Consider the following 16,604-nt stretch of genomic DNA (forward strand, 5'->3'; position numbering starts at 1 on the left):
CGGCGATTCGTGCAGACATTCATGACGGCCCAGCATGACGACCAAGTCCGCACTCCGGGCCGGGTCTGAAGCCGCCACCACGGAAAGACATCAAAACAGACTATGACCGACAGCAACGATCTCTTTTCAGCAATGCCCCTGGTACCCAAGCCTGCGACGGATCCCGTCGTGCCGAAGCCGGTTGTTGCTACGCCCGCCGCCTCTCCCATGGCGGAGCAGCGCAGCGGCGCGTCCACCACGCTGAAGGCCGATACCGGCGATTACAATGCGTCGACCATCGAAGTCCTTGAAGGCCTGGAGCCGGTGCGCCGGCGTCCGGGCATGTATATCGGTGGTACCGACGAAAAGGCGCTGCACCATCTGTTTGCCGAAGTCATCGACAACTCGATGGACGAAGCGGTTGCCGGCCACGCCAATTTCATCGACGTCCATCTCGATGCCGAAGGCTGCCTGTCTGTCACCGATAACGGCCGCGGCATTCCGGTCGAGAACCATCCGAAATTTCCGGGCAAGTCGACGCTCGAAGTGATCATGACCATCCTACATGCGGGCGGCAAGTTCGACAGCAAGGTCTATGAAACATCCGGCGGTCTACACGGCGTCGGCGTCTCGGTCGTCAACGCTCTCTCGGACATTCTCGAAGTCGAGGTTGCCCGTAACCGCAAGCTCTATCGCCAGCGGTTTTCGCGGGGCATTCCGCAGGGCGGGCTGGAGGAACTGGGCGATATCCAGAACCGGCGCGGCACCAAGGTCAAATTCCATCCAGACCCGGAGATTTTTGGCTCGCACGCAAAATTCGATCCGGCCCGGCTGTTTCGCATGGCGCGCTCGAAAGCCTATCTGTTCGGCGGCGTTGAAATCCGCTGGTCCTGCGATCCCTCGCTGATCGAAGGCACAGATACGCCTGACAAGGCCGTGTTCCACTTCCCCGGCGGTCTGAAAGACTATCTTCAGGCGACGATGGGCAAGGAATTCACCGTCACCCGCGAAATCTTTGCCGGCAAGACCGAAAAGACCGGCGGCCATGGCGCAATGGAATGGGCCGTCACCTGGTATGGCGGCGACAGCATCGTGCATTCCTACTGCAACACCATCCCGACCCCCGAAGGCGGCACGCACGAAGCCGGCTTCCGTATCGCCCTGACCAAGGGCCTGAAAGCCTATGCGGAACTGACGCAGAACAAGCGCGCCGCTATCGTCACCACAGAAGACGTGATGATTTCCGCGGCTGGCATGTTGTCGGTGTTCATCCGCGAACCGGAATTCGTCGGCCAGACCAAGGACAAGCTGGCGACGGTCGAGGCCCAGCGCATCGTCGAAAATGCCCTGCGCGATCCCTTCGACCACTTCCTCGCCGACAACCCGCAGGAAGCCCACAAGCTCCTGGAATGGGTAATCGAGCGCGCCGACGAACGGGTGCGCCGCCGCAAGGAAAAAGAAGTCACCCGCAAATCGGCGGTCCGCAAGCTGCGCCTGCCGGGCAAGCTTGCCGACTGCTCGCAGAACTCGGCCGAGGGTGCCGAACTGTTCATCGTCGAAGGCGACTCGGCCGGTGGTTCGGCCAAGCAGGCGCGCAACCGCTCTAACCAGGCAATCCTGCCGCTTCGCGGCAAGATCCTCAACGTTGCCAGCGCCGGGCGTGAAAAGCTCGGCGCCAACCAGCAGATCAGCGACCTCATCCAGGCGCTTGGCTGCGGCACGCGCAGCAAGTATCGCGAGGAAGACCTGCGTTACGAGCGCGTCATCGTCATGACCGATGCCGACGTCGATGGCGCCCATATCGCCTCGCTGCTCATCACCTTTTTCTATCAGGAAATGCCGGATCTCGTCCGGGGCGGCCATCTCTATCTGGCCGTGCCGCCGCTCTACCGCATTACCCAGGGCGCGAGGACACTCTACGCCCGCGACGACGCTCATCGGGTGGAACTGATGGAGACGGAATTCAACGGCCGCGGCAAGGTCGAGATCGGCCGCTTCAAGGGCCTTGGCGAAATGATGCCGGCGCAGCTGAAGGAAACCACGATGGATCCTTCCAAGCGGACGCTGCTGAAGGTCGCCATCGACGAGGTGGATTTCGAAGGCACGCGCGAAGCCGTCGACAACCTGATGGGCACCAAGGCCGACGCCCGCTTCCGCTTCATCCAGGAACGCGCCGTGTTTGCAGATAACCTGGATATCTAGTTCAGGACCTTCACGGGCCGATTCAACACGTTGTTGAATTGATTCAGCTTTCCGCTCCAACTCACGGAGCGGAAACGCTTTTCCTCTCGGGGAGTTCGCCTTGCGTCAGGCGATTGCCTTTTCCATGAAGAGGCTGAACGGGTCCGGTTGATAGGAACCGAACGGCCCAATCTCGACATAACCAGCAGTCTTATAGAGACCGATCGCCTCCGGTTGATAGATGCCGGTCTCAAGCCGGATCGCCGAAAGCCCCGCATCGCGGCCGTGACCTTCGAGATGCTCCAGCAACTTGCGGCCGATCTTCAGGCCGCGTGCCTGCGGATCAACGAACATGCGCTTGATCTCGGCGCTGCCATCGCCTGAATCCACCAGCGCACAACAACCGACGACTTGTCCTTCGTGGCGGGCGACAAAGAAGGAAACGGATGGTTTCTCCAGCGTCGAGATATCGACCAGGTGATTGCTTTCTGCCGGATAAAGCGACTGTGCATAGGCGTCTGATTGGTCGAGCAGGTGTAGGACACCCGCTTGGCGTGGCGGTTCTTTTTCAATGGTCAGAGTCACTTGGCGTTATTCCCTCACAGGTCGATTCATGCCGCTCAAGGTCAACACTAACGCACAGCGCAGAAAACGACAGACGCCAAATCTCGCAATGCTCGACAATCGTCTCTCACCCGGCGCAACCGGCAGAAACAAATTGTTTTCAACCGTTTCCCATTTCGCCTTACTTCCGGAGCAAACGGACTTTTAGTTCAGAGAATACAGAATCGCTTCCTAGCGAGCCACATCTTCACCGACTTGGAGAAACATCCACAATGGTTCCTGCCCTGATCGTCATGACAATTCTCGGCTGCGACGACGGTGTCAGCCAATGCCACTACGTCTCGACGGTCAACGGCACCTGGCAGACGATTGCCCTATGCGATGCGGAATCGCAGAAACAATTGCCAAAATTCTCCAACGTCAACTACCCGGTGATCGTCGCAGTCTGCGAAACATCCGGTGACAATATGGCCAATGCCAAGGATCCGGCACCCGCACCGACCAACCAAACGGCGCTCGATCAGACGCCTGCCGTCACGCAGGACACCGTACCCGCACCGCCCACCACCGAACAGAAACAACCGAACCTGCCCCGCCGGACCCTGGCTATGATCACCGGAGCCCTGCCCGACGCGTCGGCGCTGCGCAACGCCGTGACCAAGCCCGTCCACTATATCGAGGATGGCTATTCCTGGGTGGCGCGGAAATTCACCGAATAGGCCTATACCAGCCCGGCTGCGATCAGGCTTTCCGCACTGGCACGGATTGCCTCGTCCCCTGAACGAGGCTTCCAGCCCAGCAAACGCTTCGCCTTGTCGTTCGACACGCGCGCGTCGCGGCCCAGTTCGCCGACAATCAGTTTCAGACCAGGATCGAAGCGCGACGCAATTCCTGCCAGCCAGTTGGGCAGAACGAATTTCGGCATTTTTTTCCGATAAGCCGGGAAGTCCCGTTTCAGGACCTTAACGATATCGCTGATCGATAGCGCCTCCTCGGCAATGATGAAACGCTCGCCAGCAGCAGTAGCGGCCGTCATGGCAAGAACATGGGCCTCTGCAGCATCGCGCACATCGACAACAGGCACGCTGAAATCCGGCATGGCGGGATAACGGCCCTTCAACAGGCTTTGCACGAGGCCAACCGATGTGCCGGTTTCCGTGCCAAGGATAGGTCCGAGGATCATCCCCGGATTGACGACGGCCAGCTCAAGGCCATGTTCGCGCGCAAAGTCCCAGGCAGCGCGCTCGGCGAGCGTCTTTGACTTGTAATAGGGGGTGGCAAGCCGCCCGTTGACATCAGTCCAGTCGGCTTCCGTAAAAGGCGCTATGCCCGGACCATAGCTGATGGCAGCGATCGAGGACGTCAGCACCACGCGTTTGACCCCGGCATTTTTTGCGGCCCGCAGGACACGCAACGTTCCCTCGCGAGCGGGAAGAATAAGGTCATCCTCGTGCTTGGGAGTACGCGAAGGAAAGGGCGATGCGGTATGAATGACATGGCTGCCCCCTGCAAAGGCAATATCCCATCCCGCATCAGCCGTGAGATCAGCAACAACGAAGGAGAGCTTTCCTTGAGCTGCGTCATCAACAGAGCGGATCGCCGCCTCGATGGCCTCCGCCTTTTGCATTGACCGAATGGTTCCACGAACCTCGTAGCCAGCCGACAACAAATGCGCGGCAACATGACGGCCGAGAAAACCGCCTATGCCGGTTACAGCGACTGGTCTTGTCCTATCGTTATTCACGGCTCTACCCCTGCAACCTACCGCTCTAATATCCACACGCTACATGGTAAGTTTGGGACCCTGTGTCAAAGGCCGATTGTCAGCATGGTCGGGCAACAGGAAGCGCGGGTGCCTAAAAGGTCAGGCAGCTTCTCGTGCTGCAAGCTGCGCATAGTCGCGGGCGGTCTGGCGCTGCTCGGCAATGGTCAGCTTCTCGATCAGATCAGCAAGACCACCGGATGCCTCAGAGACATAGTTTCTACCGCGCAGTTTCGACAGCAAGACGGCGGAAATTGTTGATGTCACGCCCGGTGAACCGACCCGGTTTTCCTTACGCCAGATCAATACGGCCTCTGCAAAGAGGGTGCTGACGTCACGGCCAAGGCCTGCACTTTCAAACAAGGCACGAATAGCATGGATGCGGCCGTCAGACAGGATCGAGCGAACCCGCTTATCGGCGACCGCAGACAGGTTGACGATGGCGGCTGCGAAAAAATCGATCTTGCCGGAACACAGCGCGTTCAAAAGGAAAGCCGGCGTCAGCCGTCCCGTTACCCGAAGGTGCTCCACCAGATTGGGGATCTGATCCGCCTGCGCAGCCCCTGCCATGCCGACGGCAGCCTTGTCGCAGGCTTCGCGGGTAATGCGCTCGACCCGGCGTTCGCCAATTGCGGCCTGCACGAGACCAAACCCGGACAGGGCCGCCCCGACCTTCTCAACCAGCGCATGGCGCGCATCGGCCGGCAGATCGTCACGGTCAAGCAGGGTGTTGCGGACCGACCAGAGATGGCCGAGCCGGTCGCTCAGGCGCTTCAACGTCCGGCAGGAGAACCGCGCCTGTTCGTTTTCGAGCAGGATCAAAACCTCCTCCTCGCCGCCGATTTCAGCGATGGCGGCGGCAACCGGCCGAGACATGGCCTGACGGGCAGCGATGACCGCACGGGTCTCCGGCGTGCCCTTGGCAGCAAGATCGACAAGGTCCATATCGTTCAGCACAGGAGAGCGTGAAATGACGGCGTAGGCGGTTTCAGGTTGGTCCTCGGCAAGCGACAGGATGATCGAGCGGGGAATACGGGCGCAATCGGCGACCACTTCGGCCAGCGCCAACCGGACTTTTGGTGAGGGATCGTCGAGAAGAAATGTCATCGCCATTTCAGCTGCATGCACGTCGAGCGTATTCATTTCTGCCGCAACATAGGCACGGCCCAAAGCCTGCGCCGCCCGAACCCGATCGCCAGTTTTGGCGGTTTCGACCCAACGAAGAAATGCTTGAATGATCACCGACGCCTCACTACACACCAACCAGCCACAATCATGGTGCCTCATACGTTAGCGATCAAAGGTTTAAGATTGGTTCACCATGTCCGTTAACCGCTTCGAAATCGCGCTGCCGATGATTTGCGCAGCGCCGGATGCGCTGCCGCCGCAGATCGATGCGGGCGGGGCTGCGACGGTGATCCTTGATATCCGCAAGGACTGGGCAACCGTGAGCGCAGCCGGCGAGATACAGCCGATCCTCACGCAAGGGCAGTCGGTGGCAACCTGCATGTTGTTTCGTGTTCGCAGGCCCGATGACGAGGCTGGCCAGACCGCGATCGAGCGGCTGCTTAAGCTGCGCCCGCATGGCTTTGTGCTTTCCGGCTGTGGCGGTGCCACCGATATCCAGACATTCGACGTGATGCTGCGGGTCGCGGAAGCCAGAAACGGGATCGAGGCGGGATCAACTGCGCTGGTTGCCGAGCTTGGCGAGGATGCGGCTTTCCTTCTCTCGCTCACCTCGCTGAAAGTCGTGTCGCACCGGCTGAAAGCCATTATTTTCGACGGTGAAGGCGTGACGCAGGCAACGGCAAGCCAGGCGTTCAATATGGCAGCGTCAAGAGCTGGCGCGCCGCTTCTCCTTGCTCGCGCGGCCGCTGTCATCAAGGCAAGGCAGGCGGGTATTGCCTGCTATGAGCTGCTGAAAGACACGGATAACGACCCGCAAACCACGCGCCAGATCGCTCTTGCCGATGGTTTTTCCGGCGTGGTTGCCAGGAATGCCGCGCAACTCGCGGCACTTGCGGGATAATAGGGACCGGCCCTAACGCTTCGGCCGGAACATCTCGAAAACGTCTCCAGCATCGCAATAATCCATATATCCCATGCGGCCGACCGGCCGGACCTTTGCCATGTCGAAACGGCCATCCCGGATCGCTTCCTCGCGAATGTGGATACCGACGACCTGGCCGATGACCACATGGTTTTCGGACAGAGTGCCATCAAGCGCCTTGGGCTGGAATATTTCCGTCACCTTGCATTCGAGTGCTGCATAAGCTTCGGCAACAAACGGCGCCTGGACGAACTGGCCTTCGACCGGCGTCAATCCGGCAAGCGCAAATTCGCTCTCACCATGCGGAACCGGAGCCGATGTGATGTTCATCGCCTCGTGAATATCGAAACTGACGAAATTGGCGGTGAATTCCCGCGTTTGCTCGATGTTGCGAACAGAATCCTTGCGGCCGGATGACGAGAACATCACCAGCTTCGGCGTATCGCTGATCGCATTGAAAAACGAATAGGGCGCGAGATTGAGGCTGCCATCGGCAGCCTTTGATCCGATCCAGCCGATCGGCCGCGGCGAGACGATGGCCTTGAATGGGTCGTGGGCAAGGCCGTGCGCATTTTCCGCGGTCGCATAAAACATCAGGCGTCCTCGCCAACCCAGGTAACGATTTCAGCGAGCTCCGGACGCGGGCGTTCCGTCGGAGGAACCTGCGGCGTGCCGATATGGATGAAGCCCGCGATCTTTTCGCCGGGGTTTACGCCAAGCAGCGGATAGGCCTTCTCGTCGAAGGCGTACCATTCCGTCAGCCAGTTTGAGCAGAATCCGAGCGCGTTAGCAGCCATCAGCAGGTTGAGGCAGACGGCACCTGCGGACATCACCTGTTCCCATTCGGGCACCTTGAAATGCGGGGCCGCCTTGCTGACGACGGCGACGACGACTGGCGCGCGCGACAGCCGGGCATTTTCAACCTTGACCATCTCTTCGGAAAGATCAGGTTTGGCTGCGAGCGCCATTTTTGCCAGTTCGGCACCGATGCGAACCCGCTCTTCACCGCGATAGACAATAAAGCGCCAGGGGGCCAGCTTGCCATGATCCGGCACCCGCGATGCAAGTGTCAGCATCTCTTCGATCTCAGCCGTGCCCGGTCCCGGTCCCCCCATCTGAAAGGCGGGAATAGACCGGCGGGTTGCCAGATAATCGCGCAGACTGATTTCAGTTTTCATCGCTATACATTTCCACTAGTTTGCCATCGCACGCCGCCGCCACACAGGCAGCCACGAAATTGCCATATCGGCGTTTCAAGTGGAGCCACACACTCAGGATGTCAACCACCCCATGCACATCAAGGCCGGTCACGTTCGCGCTATCGTCGTAGCGCTCGTTCTTGCAACAGCAGGCAATAGCGGGCTGCGGGCGCAGGAGCTTGCCGACCCCTTCAAGGCCTTTCCGGCTGTATCCGCTCCATCCAAGAAAATGCCGAAGCTCAACAGCTTCAATCCCTTGGTCCCGGATGCCGCGACGCAAGGTCCGACAGCAAAGGACATTGCGCTAGAAGCGCATTTGACGGACAAGGGCAAGTCTGTCGAACAAGGTTTGACCTGGCGCGTTTTCAGCCCTATTCCCGGCTCGGACGGCAAGTTGCCGCTGGTGGCAACGTCGGAAGGTGGATCGGCCGCGTTCCAACTGATCCCCGGCGAATATTTCGTCAATGTCGCCTTCGGCCGCGCTGGTGCGACGCGCAAGATCAGGGTGGCGGACGCCGGCCTCGTCGAAAAACAAGTGCTCGTGCTTGATGCCGGCGGTGTCATGCTCAATGCCGTATCCGGCAGCGATGTGCGCATCCCGCCAGGCGAACTGAGCTTTTCGATCTTTTCAGCGGATTCGAAGGAAGATGGCGAACGCGCGCTTGTGGTTGCCGACGTCAAGGCGAACACGGTCGTCCGGTTGAACACTGGCACCTATCACGTCGTTTCCAACTACGGTTCGGTCAATGCCGTTATTCGCGCCGATATCCAGATCGAAGCCGGCAAACTGACGGAAGCAACGATCCAGCATCGCGCGGCGAAATTGACGCTGAAGCTTGTCTCCGAGCCCGGCGGCGAAGCGATCGCCGACACGGCCTGGTCGATCCTGACCTCATCCGGCGACGTCGTCAGTGAAAGTGTCGGCGCGTTTCCAACGCTAGTCTTGGCTGAAGGCAGCTATTCAGCAATCGCCCGCAACAACGAAAAGATTTTCCAGCGTGATTTCACTGTGAAAGCCGGCGTCAACACCGATGTCGAGGTCCTGCTCAACGACAAGGGCACGCAGCCCGCGTCCGGCGCGTCAGACGCGCAGGATTGAAGTATCAGGACGTAGCCCTGCTGAGGAACCGGCGGCGTGGCGGCGCCATGCAGAACACGCCGTCATAAATCCGCGTCAAGATATCTTTGCGGTCACCGATGGCGCTCAGTTCTTCCCAGGCGATCAGCTGACCGATGCGCGACGAGATGGTCGTGCCGGAAAGCCTCCGGAACTCGCGGATCAGCAGGGAGATGCGCAATGTCAGCGATACCCTGCTTGCCAGGTGAAACAGCCGGCCATTCTGACCTTCGAAATATATTGGAATAACGCTTGCCTTGGCCGCCTGGATAAGTTTGGCCGGAAACATTTTCCACGGAAGATCCTCGGCTCTGCCAAATCCCTTCCTCGCCGTGGCAACCCCACCGGCCGGAAAGACGATCAGTGTGACGCCCTCCTTCAGGAGGCGTACGGCCTCGTGGCGCGTCTGCATATTGATCGCCAGAGCTTCCTTGGTTTCTTCAAATGAAATCGGCAACGAATAGGGTGCCATTTCCGGCACTTTCAGAAGCTCATTGTTGATCAGCACACGAAACGGCCGGCCGAGCTGTTCGGCAAGCGACAGCACGGCAATGCCATCGCCGATACCGAAGGGATGGTTGGCGACGATGACCACGGGCGTATCCGGCAGATTGCGTGGTGGCCACTCGCCCTGCACGCGAACGCGCACATTGATCAGCTCCAGCATTTCCCCGAAAATCCGGTCGCTCTTGCCGACAATCGTATCGCGCCATTGGGTGTAGAGCCTGGCATAACGATTGCGCCCTGCAAGACCTTCCATGGAACGGATAAACCAACGTTTCAGCCGTCGATCGTTTTCGTTGGCGTAAGACAGCTCTTTGAACTGCACGTTGTTCCCCGTTCCAAAATGTGCGTCCGAAGCGACGCAGCACAGGCATTTCGGTTTCACCGGATTTGCGCTGCAAAGGCGAGTGTTCATGCCCGCCGATCACGCATCAACCGGATAGTCTGCGAATGTTACAGTTTTCTGACAGTAAACTGAAGGTGTGGCCCTGCCACACCTTCTTAATTAGATCATACACACTTTCGCGATGATCAGGCCTTGGCCTTGTTCCGGCGCTCCGCCTTGCGCTTCACATCCGGCGGCGTTGCTTCCGACACCAACGACACAATCGCGTCGTCCAATGTCATTGGCGTCTGGGCCTGCGAGCCCAAACGGCGGATGTTAACGGTGCGCTCTTCGGCTTCGCGCATGCCGCAGACGATGATCACCGGCACCTTGGTCACCGAATGCTCGCGAACCTTGTAGTTGATCTTCTCGTTACGGAAGTCAGTCTCAACCTCAAGCCCCGCGTCGCGCAGCAGTTCGGCAACTTCACGGCCGTAATCGTCGGCTTCCGAGGTGATCGTGGCGACGACGACCTGCAGCGGCGAGAGCCACAGTGGGAAATGGCCGGCGAAGTTCTCGATCAGGATGCCGAGGAAACGTTCCATCGAGCCGCAGATGGCGCGGTGGATCATTACCGGCTGCGTCTTTTCGGAGTTGCTGTCGATGTAGAAGGCACCAAAGCGTTCCGGCAGGTTGAAGTCGACCTGTGTCGTGCCACACTGCCATTCACGGCCGATGGCATCCTTCAGCGTATATTCGAACTTCGGACCGTAGAAAGCGCCCTCGCCCGGCAGGATACCGGTCTTGATGCGGCCTTCCGACTGCGCTTCAATCGTCTTCAGCACGTCCATCATGACGCTTTCGGCGCGATCCCAAAGGGCATCGTCACCAACGCGCTTTTCCGGACGGGTCGATAGCTTGACCACGACTTCCTTGAAGCCGAAGTCCTGATAGACCGACAGGATCAAATCGTTGATGCGCAGGCACTCGGCCGCCATCTGCTCGTCGGTGCAGAACACATGCGCATCGTCCTGCGTGAAGCCGCGCACCCGCATCAGACCGTGAAGCGCGCCCGAAGGCTCGTAGCGATGGACATTGCCGAATTCCGCAAGACGGATCGGCAGTTCGCGGTAGGATTTCAGGCCATGCTTGAAGATCTGGATATGGCCGGGGCAGTTCATCGGCTTCAGCGCAAAGACGCGCTCGTCGTCGGTTTCATCACCGGCGACCGTCACCTTGAACATGTTGTCGCGGTACCAGCCCCAGTGGCCGGACGTTTCCCACAGCGATTTGTCGAGCACCTGCGGCGCGTTGACTTCCTGATAGGTGCCCGCCAGACGGCGGCGCATATAGGCGACCAGCGTCTGGAAAACGCGCCAGCCTTTGCCATGCCAGAAGACGACGCCCGGGCCTTCTTCCTGGAAATGGAACAGATCCATCTCGCGGCCAAGGCGGCGATGGTCGCGCTTTTCGGCTTCGGCCAGAATGTGCAGATACTGGTCGAGTTCTTCCTGCGTGCGCCAGGCCGTACCGTAGATGCGTGTCAGCATCGGGTTGTTTGAATCACCGCGCCAATAGGCACCGGCCACCCGCATCAGCTTGAAGGCATTGCCGATCTGGCCGGTGGAGGCCATGTGGGGACCACGGCAAAGGTCGAACCAGTCGCCCTGATAGTAGATCTTCAGATCCTGATCGGCGGAAATCGCATCGACCAGTTCAACCTTGTAGGCCTCGCCCTTGTCGGCAAAGACCTGACGCGCCTTGTCGCGCGGCCAGATTTCCTTGGTGAACGGCTTGTTGCGCTGGATGATCTCCTTCATCCGCTTTTCGATCTTCGGCAGATCGTCGGGCGTGAAAGGCTCATTCTTGGCAAAGTCGTAATAGAAGCCGTTCTCGATCACTGGACCGATAGTCACCTGCGTACCGGGCCACAGTTCCTGCACGGCTTCGGCCATCACGTGGGCGGTGTCGTGGCGGATCAGTTCGAGTGCGCGGGCGTCTTCGCGCGTTACGATCTCGAGCTTGCCGGAGACGACCGGATCGGACAGGTCGCGCAATTCGCCATCCAGCGCGATCGCGATGGCCTTCTTTGCAAGCGACTTGGAGATCGATTCGGCAACTTCACGGCCCGTCGTGCCAGCGGCGTAACCGCGGACGGAACCATCGGGAAATGTAAGGGAAACAGCGTCAGACATGATTTCTTCCTTGTCCAGTCCCGCCAACGAATGCGGGTGGTTTTAATGACCGGCACAGCCGGCAAATTGACGCGCGGGTGATAGAGCGTTTTTGTGGCGGAGTAAAGAACAGGCTTGATCAGGCTTTGATCATATCTGCAAGACCGCGCACCGTGTTCCAGTTGCGCAGCGTGCCGGGACCAAGGCGTTTGGCGGTCAACGCCGAAAGCAGTTTGGACTCACTCGGCTTGCCCGGAAAATGGATCCAGAGGTCGCCATCGATAATCCGAATTTGCTCGCCACCATCACAGCGGCGTTCCAAATCCTGCAAGACACCGAGATACAACGGCGTGCGCATCACCCGCACGACGATATTTTGCGCTTCCGCATCACTTGCGGCGGGAAAGGGATTGCCGGCAGCAAGGGCAAGCCAACTCTCCCCAGTCCGCGCGATAATATCGACAGGCGTGCCGAAATCCTCGGCAAAGGCCAGTTCAAGCGCATTCTCCACTTCGGAAACACTGTCAAAGTCGACGTCGAAGACCAGATTTCCCGTTGCAACCAATGTCCGCGGCAATCGAAAGCCGATGCGCTCGGCCGTTGCCCGCAAATCCGACATTATGACGCGGCGCCCCGCACCAAGAACGATGCTGTGGAGAAGAGCGACATAGACCGTCATTGCAAGACCGCGGTCGGCCGCCAGTAGCGCCACGGCGTGTACCAATGCTTCGACGGCGACAGTTTTTCCGGCACCGGATCGAGCCCGCTCGTGCCGCCCGGACCACAGCGCAGGAAGCGGAACAGCACCATCCAGCCCCCCGGCCAGAAGCCGTGGCGGGCGATGGCCTCATAGCCATATTCAGAACAGGTCGGGATATGACGGCAGGAATTGCCGATAAAGCCGGACAACGTCAGTTGGTAGAGCCGGACGAAAGCCATGCCGAAAAGCCGCCCCGGCGTCTTGCGAAACGGGCCTGCATAATTCCGGCCTGAATAGGGACGCCTTGCGCCGCTATCATCGTGCCCTTGGCATCCCGGCTCGCCACACATCTCAGCGGGCAGCCTTGGCCACGCGCGACGCTTCAATCTGATCGATGGCCTCAACGACAGCATCGAAGGTCAACATGGTCGAGGCGTGGCGGGCTTTATAATCCTTGACGGGTTTCAGGAAGCGCATGTCCTCGAAACGGCCCGATGGCCCCTCGCCGTCTGCCTTCAGCATCGCCAGCATGTCTTCGCGGGCCTTACGGATTTCGGTGGATGTCGCGCCGACGACATGACGCGCCATAATCGAGGATGACGCCTGCCCGAGAGCACAGGCTTTTACCTCATGAGCGAAGTCGGTGACGGTATCGCCGTCCATCTTCAGGCCGATGCGCACCTTCGAGCCGCACAGCTTGGAATGGGCGCTCGCTTCTGCATCGGGATCGGCAAGCGTGCCGCTTTTGGGGATATTGCCGGCAAACTCAAGGATCCTGCTATTATAGATTTCGTCCATCATTCGGCGCGATCCGCTTGTTTTTGCGCGTTTTCAGGCAAACGGCGCATGATTTTCTATCGTATCCTGGAAAAAAACACACTGTCTCCATCTGTGCCCCTTCCACATGTATCCCGGCATATTATATGGTATGTCGTGTGGGGGCGACAGGTTCGCAAGAGCGAACAGTCGCCTGTTGTTTGGGAAACCGTGCCGGATGATCCAGAGCCCTTAACCTCTGCAAATCGGAAAGCCCCGGAGCCCGCCGACGGAAACCAGACCTGAAAACGTCAGGTCAATGGCCAGTGGCGAGTTGTCCGAAAAGATAAACGTCAAGTAACCCCGCGTTACGCAAGAGGCCATTATGGACGCCATAGTCAAGAATTTTCCTGCCTTGCCCGCCACCGACGGCCGGCCGAGCCAGAAGGAAGCCGAGGACGCGGTACGCGTTCTCCTGCGCTGGGCCGGTGACGATCCGGCGCGTGAAGGGCTTCTCGATACGCCGGCGCGCGTTGCCAAGTCCTATAAAGAGCTGTTTTCCGGGTATGACCTTGCCGCCGAGGACGTGCTTGGCCGCACCTTCGAGGAGGTCGGCGGTTATGACGACATCGTTCTCGTCAAGGACATCCCGTTCTTCTCGCACTGCGAACATCACATGGTTCCGATCATCGGCAAGGCGCATGTCGCCTACCTGCCGGATGGCAAGGTGCTCGGACTGTCGAAGATCGCCCGTGTTGTCGATATCTTCGGCCGCCGTCTGCAGACGCAGGAAACCATGACCGCACAGATCGCCAAGGCGATCGACGACACGCTGCGGCCGCGCGGCGTTGCCGTGATGATCGAAGCCGAACATATGTGCATGGCAATGCGTGGCGTCCAGAAGCAGGGCTCGACGACATTGACCACCACCTTCACCGGCGCCTTCAAGACCGAGCCTGCCGAGCAGGCCCGCTTCATGACCATGCTGCGGGGCTTCAAGTAAGCTCCGTCAACCGGAGCCTTCCGATGACGATTGAATTCGACCGCCCGTCCGCCGACAAGGCGGAGCTGGAATCCGGCTCCGCTTTCACGCCCCGTTTCGACGCCAATGGGCTGATCACCGCCGTCGTCACCGACGCAAATGACGGCGTGCTTTTGATGGTGGCACACATGAATGCCGAAGCGCTGGCGCTAACCATCGAGACCGGGATCGCGCATTACTATAGCCGCTCGCGCAAAAGTCTCTGGAAGAAGGGCGAAACCTCCGGTAATCTGCAGACAGTCGTGGAACTGCGCACCGATTGCGACCAGGATGCCCTGTGGCTGAAGGTTCGCGTGGCTGGCCATGACGCGACCTGCCACACCGGCAGACGTTCCTGTTTCTATCGCGCTGTCGAAGCCAAGGACGGCGTCACGTTGCTTAACATTGTTGACACCGAAATTCATTTCCATCCGGACGACGTTTACGGCAAAAATTAATCATCTGGCGCTTTTTGGCTCACATTCTTCGCAGATTCACGATTTCGCAACCAGACTGGGCGCGTAATCTCGACAACAAGGAAGCGTTCCGCCGGGAACACCCGCACGGAACGCCCTCCAGTAGATTGAGTTCTTACGGCATGCGCTTGCAACGCAGTAAAGCGAGACGTGACGGCCTGTAACAGTGTGTTCTGCGGCATGGAGGTGCCGAATGTTGAACTGGACATTCAATCGCAGCGGTATCACCGCAGATGCATCGGCGCCCGGCGGCCCTTCCCATGCCCTGGCGTCTCCTCCCCCCATAGAGATCAAACCTCCCAAATCCAAAATCGCCCTTGCCCTTGGCGGCGGGGCTGCCCGCGGCTGGGCCCATATCGGCGTGCTGAAAGCGCTGGACGAGGAAGGGATCGAAGTCGGCATGATCGCCGGCACATCGATCGGCGCGCTGGTCGGCGGCTGTTATCTGGCTGGAAAGCTCGATGAGCTCGAAACCTTCGCCCGCTCCCTCACCATGCGCCGCATCGCCGGACTGCTTGATTTCGCCATCGGCGGCGGTGGATTGTTCGGCGGCCTCCGCCTGACCAAGCGCATGCAGGAACACCTGCAGGACCTGTCGATCGAGGGCCTCGATCGGACGTTCGTCGCTGTCGCGACCGAGGTCAATTCGGGCCACGAAGTCTGGATCGGACAGGGATCGCTGATCACCGCGATCCGCGCTTCCTATGCGCTGCCCGGCATTTTCGAGCCGGTTAAATGCAACAATCGCACCTTGATGGACGGCGCGCTGGTCAATCCGGTTCCGGTATCTGTCTGCCGCGCCCACGAGCAGCAGCTGGTCGTTGCCGTCAACCTCAACTATGATCTCTACGGCCGCTCCGCCGTCATCAAGCACAATGCGGGAAGCCATACCGCCGAGCAGCCGCAGATGCCGAAACAACCGCAAGGCCAGGCAGGACGGCTGGGCATGACCAGCGTCATGGTCCAGGCTTTCAACATCATCCAAGACCGCATTTCACGCGCGCGCCTTGCAGGAGATCCACCGGACCTGGCGCTGCATCCCAAGCTTAACGATATAGGCCTGTCGGAGTTTCACCGCGCCGGCGAAGCGATCGATCGCGGTTACTACGAAACCAAGGCCAAGCTCAGCGAACTGCAACGGCTTCAGGAAGTCATGCTGCGATAGTCGCGGCATGACTATCAAAACTTATGCCGCGCGGCCTTCAAAGCAGCGCGGCATTTCTATGAGAAACACGCCGTTAGCCGGCGATATAGGCCTTGATCTGCTCGGCCTCGTGTTCGATCGCGCGGATATGGTGACGAACCGCGTCGCCGATCGAAACGATGCCGACCAGCCGTCCATTTTTTTCGACGGGAAGATGGCGCGCGCGCATATTGTTCATGATTTCCATGATGTCATTGATGCTCATGTCCTCGGTGCAACTATACACCTTTGACCACATGACAGCAGACACCGTCTTGTCCAGGCAGTCTGCACCGAACTTGGCCATCGCCGCCACCACATCGCGCTCCGTCAATATGCCAGCGATCTTGTCGCCCGGCTTGACGATGATAACGGCACCGATGCGATGTTCACTCAGCAAGGCGACCGCCTGGCGCACTTTGGCCTGCGGATCGACCGTCACGACCTGACGGCCCTTTTCATTGAGTATTGCCTTAACAGACATTCAAACCCTCCCGTTTCAGCGACCTGCATCTGACCGGGATATTGGCGAACCGCATAAGCGCTCCTCGCGCTGCGATTATGGACCAATTCGCAAGACAGACATCATTCCTGTCGCGTTATCTGCCCACTG

At 59.3% G+C, this 16,604-nt stretch carries 18 protein-coding genes; 7 read left to right on the forward strand and 11 right to left on the reverse strand.

Annotated elements, in window-relative coordinates:
* Nucleotides 1-207: 207 nt before the first annotated feature.
* Nucleotides 208-2,181 (forward strand): DNA topoisomerase IV subunit B, encoded by a 1,974-nt coding sequence (parE, locus tag R6X40_RS07295; protein ID WP_412178347.1) that lies wholly within the window; start codon nucleotides 208-210, stop codon nucleotides 2,179-2,181.
* 105 nt (nucleotides 2,182-2,286) lie between these two features.
* On the opposite strand, the gene R6X40_RS07300 is transcribed toward parE, so the two are convergent.
* Nucleotides 2,287-2,745, reverse strand: coding sequence for a GNAT family N-acetyltransferase (locus tag R6X40_RS07300; RefSeq protein ID WP_318412236.1), 459 nt, complete (start codon nucleotides 2,743-2,745; stop codon nucleotides 2,287-2,289).
* Nucleotides 2,746-2,996: 251 nt separating this feature from the next.
* Here R6X40_RS07300 and R6X40_RS07305 point away from each other — a divergent pair, with 251 nt between their 5' ends.
* Nucleotides 2,997-3,443: a hypothetical protein gene (locus tag R6X40_RS07305; protein WP_318412238.1), complete on the forward strand. Its 447-nt coding sequence runs from the start codon at nucleotides 2,997-2,999 to the stop codon at nucleotides 3,441-3,443.
* A gap of 2 nt (nucleotides 3,444-3,445) precedes the next feature.
* Here R6X40_RS07305 and R6X40_RS07310 read toward each other — a convergent pair whose 3' ends face one another.
* Nucleotides 3,446-4,504, reverse strand: a complete 1,059-nt coding sequence (locus R6X40_RS07310) for an aldehyde reductase (protein ID WP_318412240.1) — start codon at nucleotides 4,502-4,504, stop codon at nucleotides 3,446-3,448.
* Between the two features lie 84 nt (nucleotides 4,505-4,588).
* The gene (locus tag R6X40_RS07315; protein ID WP_318412242.1) at nucleotides 4,589-5,728 is read right to left on the reverse strand and encodes a DUF2336 domain-containing protein; all 1,140 of its coding nucleotides are present in this window, start codon (nucleotides 5,726-5,728) and stop codon (nucleotides 4,589-4,591) included.
* A 79-nt stretch (nucleotides 5,729-5,807) separates the two neighbouring features.
* Between R6X40_RS07315 and R6X40_RS07320 the strand changes: the two genes are divergently transcribed.
* Nucleotides 5,808-6,515 carry a hypothetical protein gene (locus R6X40_RS07320; protein ID WP_318412244.1) on the forward strand — a complete coding sequence of 236 codons (708 nt, stop codon included), beginning with the start codon at nucleotides 5,808-5,810 and terminating at the stop codon, nucleotides 6,513-6,515.
* 12 nt (nucleotides 6,516-6,527) lie between these two features.
* Here the strand turns inward: R6X40_RS07320 and R6X40_RS07325 are convergent, their stop codons facing one another.
* Nucleotides 6,528-7,130 (reverse strand): flavin reductase family protein, encoded by a 603-nt coding sequence (locus R6X40_RS07325; RefSeq protein WP_318412246.1) that lies wholly within the window; start codon nucleotides 7,128-7,130, stop codon nucleotides 6,528-6,530.
* On the reverse strand, nucleotides 7,130-7,714 hold the full coding sequence (locus R6X40_RS07330; protein ID WP_318412247.1) for a nitroreductase: 585 nt from the start codon (nucleotides 7,712-7,714) through the stop codon (nucleotides 7,130-7,132). The genes R6X40_RS07325 and R6X40_RS07330 overlap by 1 nt, the downstream gene beginning before the upstream one ends.
* 112 nt (nucleotides 7,715-7,826) lie before the next feature.
* Between R6X40_RS07330 and R6X40_RS07335 the strand changes: the two genes are divergently transcribed.
* The gene (locus tag R6X40_RS07335) at nucleotides 7,827-8,834 is read left to right on the forward strand and encodes a hypothetical protein (RefSeq protein WP_318412249.1); all 1,008 of its coding nucleotides are present in this window, start codon (nucleotides 7,827-7,829) and stop codon (nucleotides 8,832-8,834) included.
* 4 nt (nucleotides 8,835-8,838) lie between these two features.
* Here the strand turns inward: R6X40_RS07335 and R6X40_RS07340 are convergent, their stop codons facing one another.
* The 5 genes from R6X40_RS07340 to R6X40_RS07360 all read right to left on the reverse strand — a co-directional run bounded on the left by R6X40_RS07340 (nucleotide 8,839) and on the right by R6X40_RS07360 (nucleotide 13,356).
* Nucleotides 8,839-9,681 carry a lysophospholipid acyltransferase family protein gene (locus tag R6X40_RS07340; protein WP_318412251.1) on the reverse strand — a complete coding sequence of 281 codons (843 nt, stop codon included), beginning with the start codon at nucleotides 9,679-9,681 and terminating at the stop codon, nucleotides 8,839-8,841.
* A 206-nt stretch (nucleotides 9,682-9,887) separates the two neighbouring features.
* On the reverse strand, nucleotides 9,888-11,876 hold the full coding sequence (gene thrS / locus R6X40_RS07345; protein ID WP_318412252.1) for a threonine--tRNA ligase: 1,989 nt from the start codon (nucleotides 11,874-11,876) through the stop codon (nucleotides 9,888-9,890).
* A 118-nt stretch (nucleotides 11,877-11,994) separates the two neighbouring features.
* Complete coding sequence (locus R6X40_RS07350; RefSeq protein ID WP_318412391.1) at nucleotides 11,995-12,534, reverse strand: DUF1697 domain-containing protein; 540 nt, start codon at nucleotides 12,532-12,534, stop codon at nucleotides 11,995-11,997.
* Nucleotides 12,531-12,905 (reverse strand): membrane protein insertion efficiency factor YidD, encoded by a 375-nt coding sequence (yidD, locus tag R6X40_RS07355; RefSeq protein WP_318412254.1) that lies wholly within the window; start codon nucleotides 12,903-12,905, stop codon nucleotides 12,531-12,533. Before yidD ends, R6X40_RS07350 begins: the two co-directional genes overlap by 4 nt.
* 1 nt (nucleotide 12,906) lies before the next feature.
* On the reverse strand, nucleotides 12,907-13,356 hold the full coding sequence (locus R6X40_RS07360) for an iron-sulfur cluster assembly scaffold protein (RefSeq protein ID WP_318412256.1): 450 nt from the start codon (nucleotides 13,354-13,356) through the stop codon (nucleotides 12,907-12,909).
* A gap of 340 nt (nucleotides 13,357-13,696) precedes the next feature.
* On the opposite strand from R6X40_RS07360, the gene folE reads away from it, so the two are divergent.
* From folE to R6X40_RS07375, 3 genes are all read left to right on the forward strand, one after another.
* A complete protein-coding gene (gene folE / locus R6X40_RS07365; RefSeq protein WP_318412258.1) occupies nucleotides 13,697-14,314 on the forward strand; it encodes a GTP cyclohydrolase I FolE in 618 nt (205 codons plus the stop codon).
* Nucleotides 14,315-14,337: 23 nt separating this feature from the next.
* Nucleotides 14,338-14,790: a phosphoribosyl-AMP cyclohydrolase gene (gene hisI, locus R6X40_RS07370; RefSeq protein WP_318412260.1), complete on the forward strand. Its 453-nt coding sequence runs from the start codon at nucleotides 14,338-14,340 to the stop codon at nucleotides 14,788-14,790.
* 211 nt (nucleotides 14,791-15,001) lie between these two features.
* A complete protein-coding gene (locus R6X40_RS07375; RefSeq protein WP_318412262.1) occupies nucleotides 15,002-15,973 on the forward strand; it encodes a patatin-like phospholipase family protein in 972 nt (323 codons plus the stop codon).
* 73 nt (nucleotides 15,974-16,046) lie between these two features.
* On the opposite strand, the gene R6X40_RS07380 is transcribed toward R6X40_RS07375, so the two are convergent.
* The gene (locus R6X40_RS07380) at nucleotides 16,047-16,475 is read right to left on the reverse strand and encodes a CBS domain-containing protein (protein WP_318412264.1); all 429 of its coding nucleotides are present in this window, start codon (nucleotides 16,473-16,475) and stop codon (nucleotides 16,047-16,049) included.
* Nucleotides 16,476-16,604: the final 129 nt, after the last annotated feature.

This window comes from Rhizobium sp. PL01 (assembly GCF_033447125.1).
In the GTDB taxonomy this organism is placed as follows: domain Bacteria; phylum Pseudomonadota; class Alphaproteobacteria; order Rhizobiales; family Rhizobiaceae; genus Pararhizobium.

Excerpts from the sequence above, each read along its gene's own strand:
- R6X40_RS07350 (WP_318412391.1), bottom strand. The coding sequence starts at position 12,534 with ATGACGGTCTATGTCGCTCTTCTCCACAGCATCGTTCTTGGTGCGGGG.
- yidD (WP_318412254.1), bottom strand. The coding sequence starts at position 12,905 with ATGTGTGGCGAGCCGGGATGCCAAGGGCACGATGATAGCGGCGCAAGG.
- R6X40_RS07375 (WP_318412262.1), top strand. The coding sequence starts at position 15,002 with ATGTTGAACTGGACATTCAATCGCAGCGGTATCACCGCAGATGCATCG.
- R6X40_RS07330 (WP_318412247.1), bottom strand. The coding sequence starts at position 7,714 with ATGAAAACTGAAATCAGTCTGCGCGATTATCTGGCAACCCGCCGGTCT.
- folE (WP_318412258.1), top strand. The coding sequence starts at position 13,697 with ATGGACGCCATAGTCAAGAATTTTCCTGCCTTGCCCGCCACCGACGGC.
- R6X40_RS07325 (WP_318412246.1), bottom strand. The coding sequence starts at position 7,130 with ATGTTTTATGCGACCGCGGAAAATGCGCACGGCCTTGCCCACGACCCA.
- parE (WP_412178347.1), top strand. The coding sequence starts at position 208 with ATGGCGGAGCAGCGCAGCGGCGCGTCCACCACGCTGAAGGCCGATACC.
- R6X40_RS07335 (WP_318412249.1), top strand. The coding sequence starts at position 7,827 with ATGCACATCAAGGCCGGTCACGTTCGCGCTATCGTCGTAGCGCTCGTT.
- R6X40_RS07305 (WP_318412238.1), top strand. The coding sequence starts at position 2,997 with ATGGTTCCTGCCCTGATCGTCATGACAATTCTCGGCTGCGACGACGGT.
- hisI (WP_318412260.1), top strand. The coding sequence starts at position 14,338 with ATGACGATTGAATTCGACCGCCCGTCCGCCGACAAGGCGGAGCTGGAA.
- R6X40_RS07380 (WP_318412264.1), bottom strand. The coding sequence starts at position 16,475 with ATGTCTGTTAAGGCAATACTCAATGAAAAGGGCCGTCAGGTCGTGACG.
- R6X40_RS07360 (WP_318412256.1), bottom strand. The coding sequence starts at position 13,356 with ATGATGGACGAAATCTATAATAGCAGGATCCTTGAGTTTGCCGGCAAT.
- R6X40_RS07320 (WP_318412244.1), top strand. The coding sequence starts at position 5,808 with ATGTCCGTTAACCGCTTCGAAATCGCGCTGCCGATGATTTGCGCAGCG.
- thrS (WP_318412252.1), bottom strand. The coding sequence starts at position 11,876 with ATGTCTGACGCTGTTTCCCTTACATTTCCCGATGGTTCCGTCCGCGGT.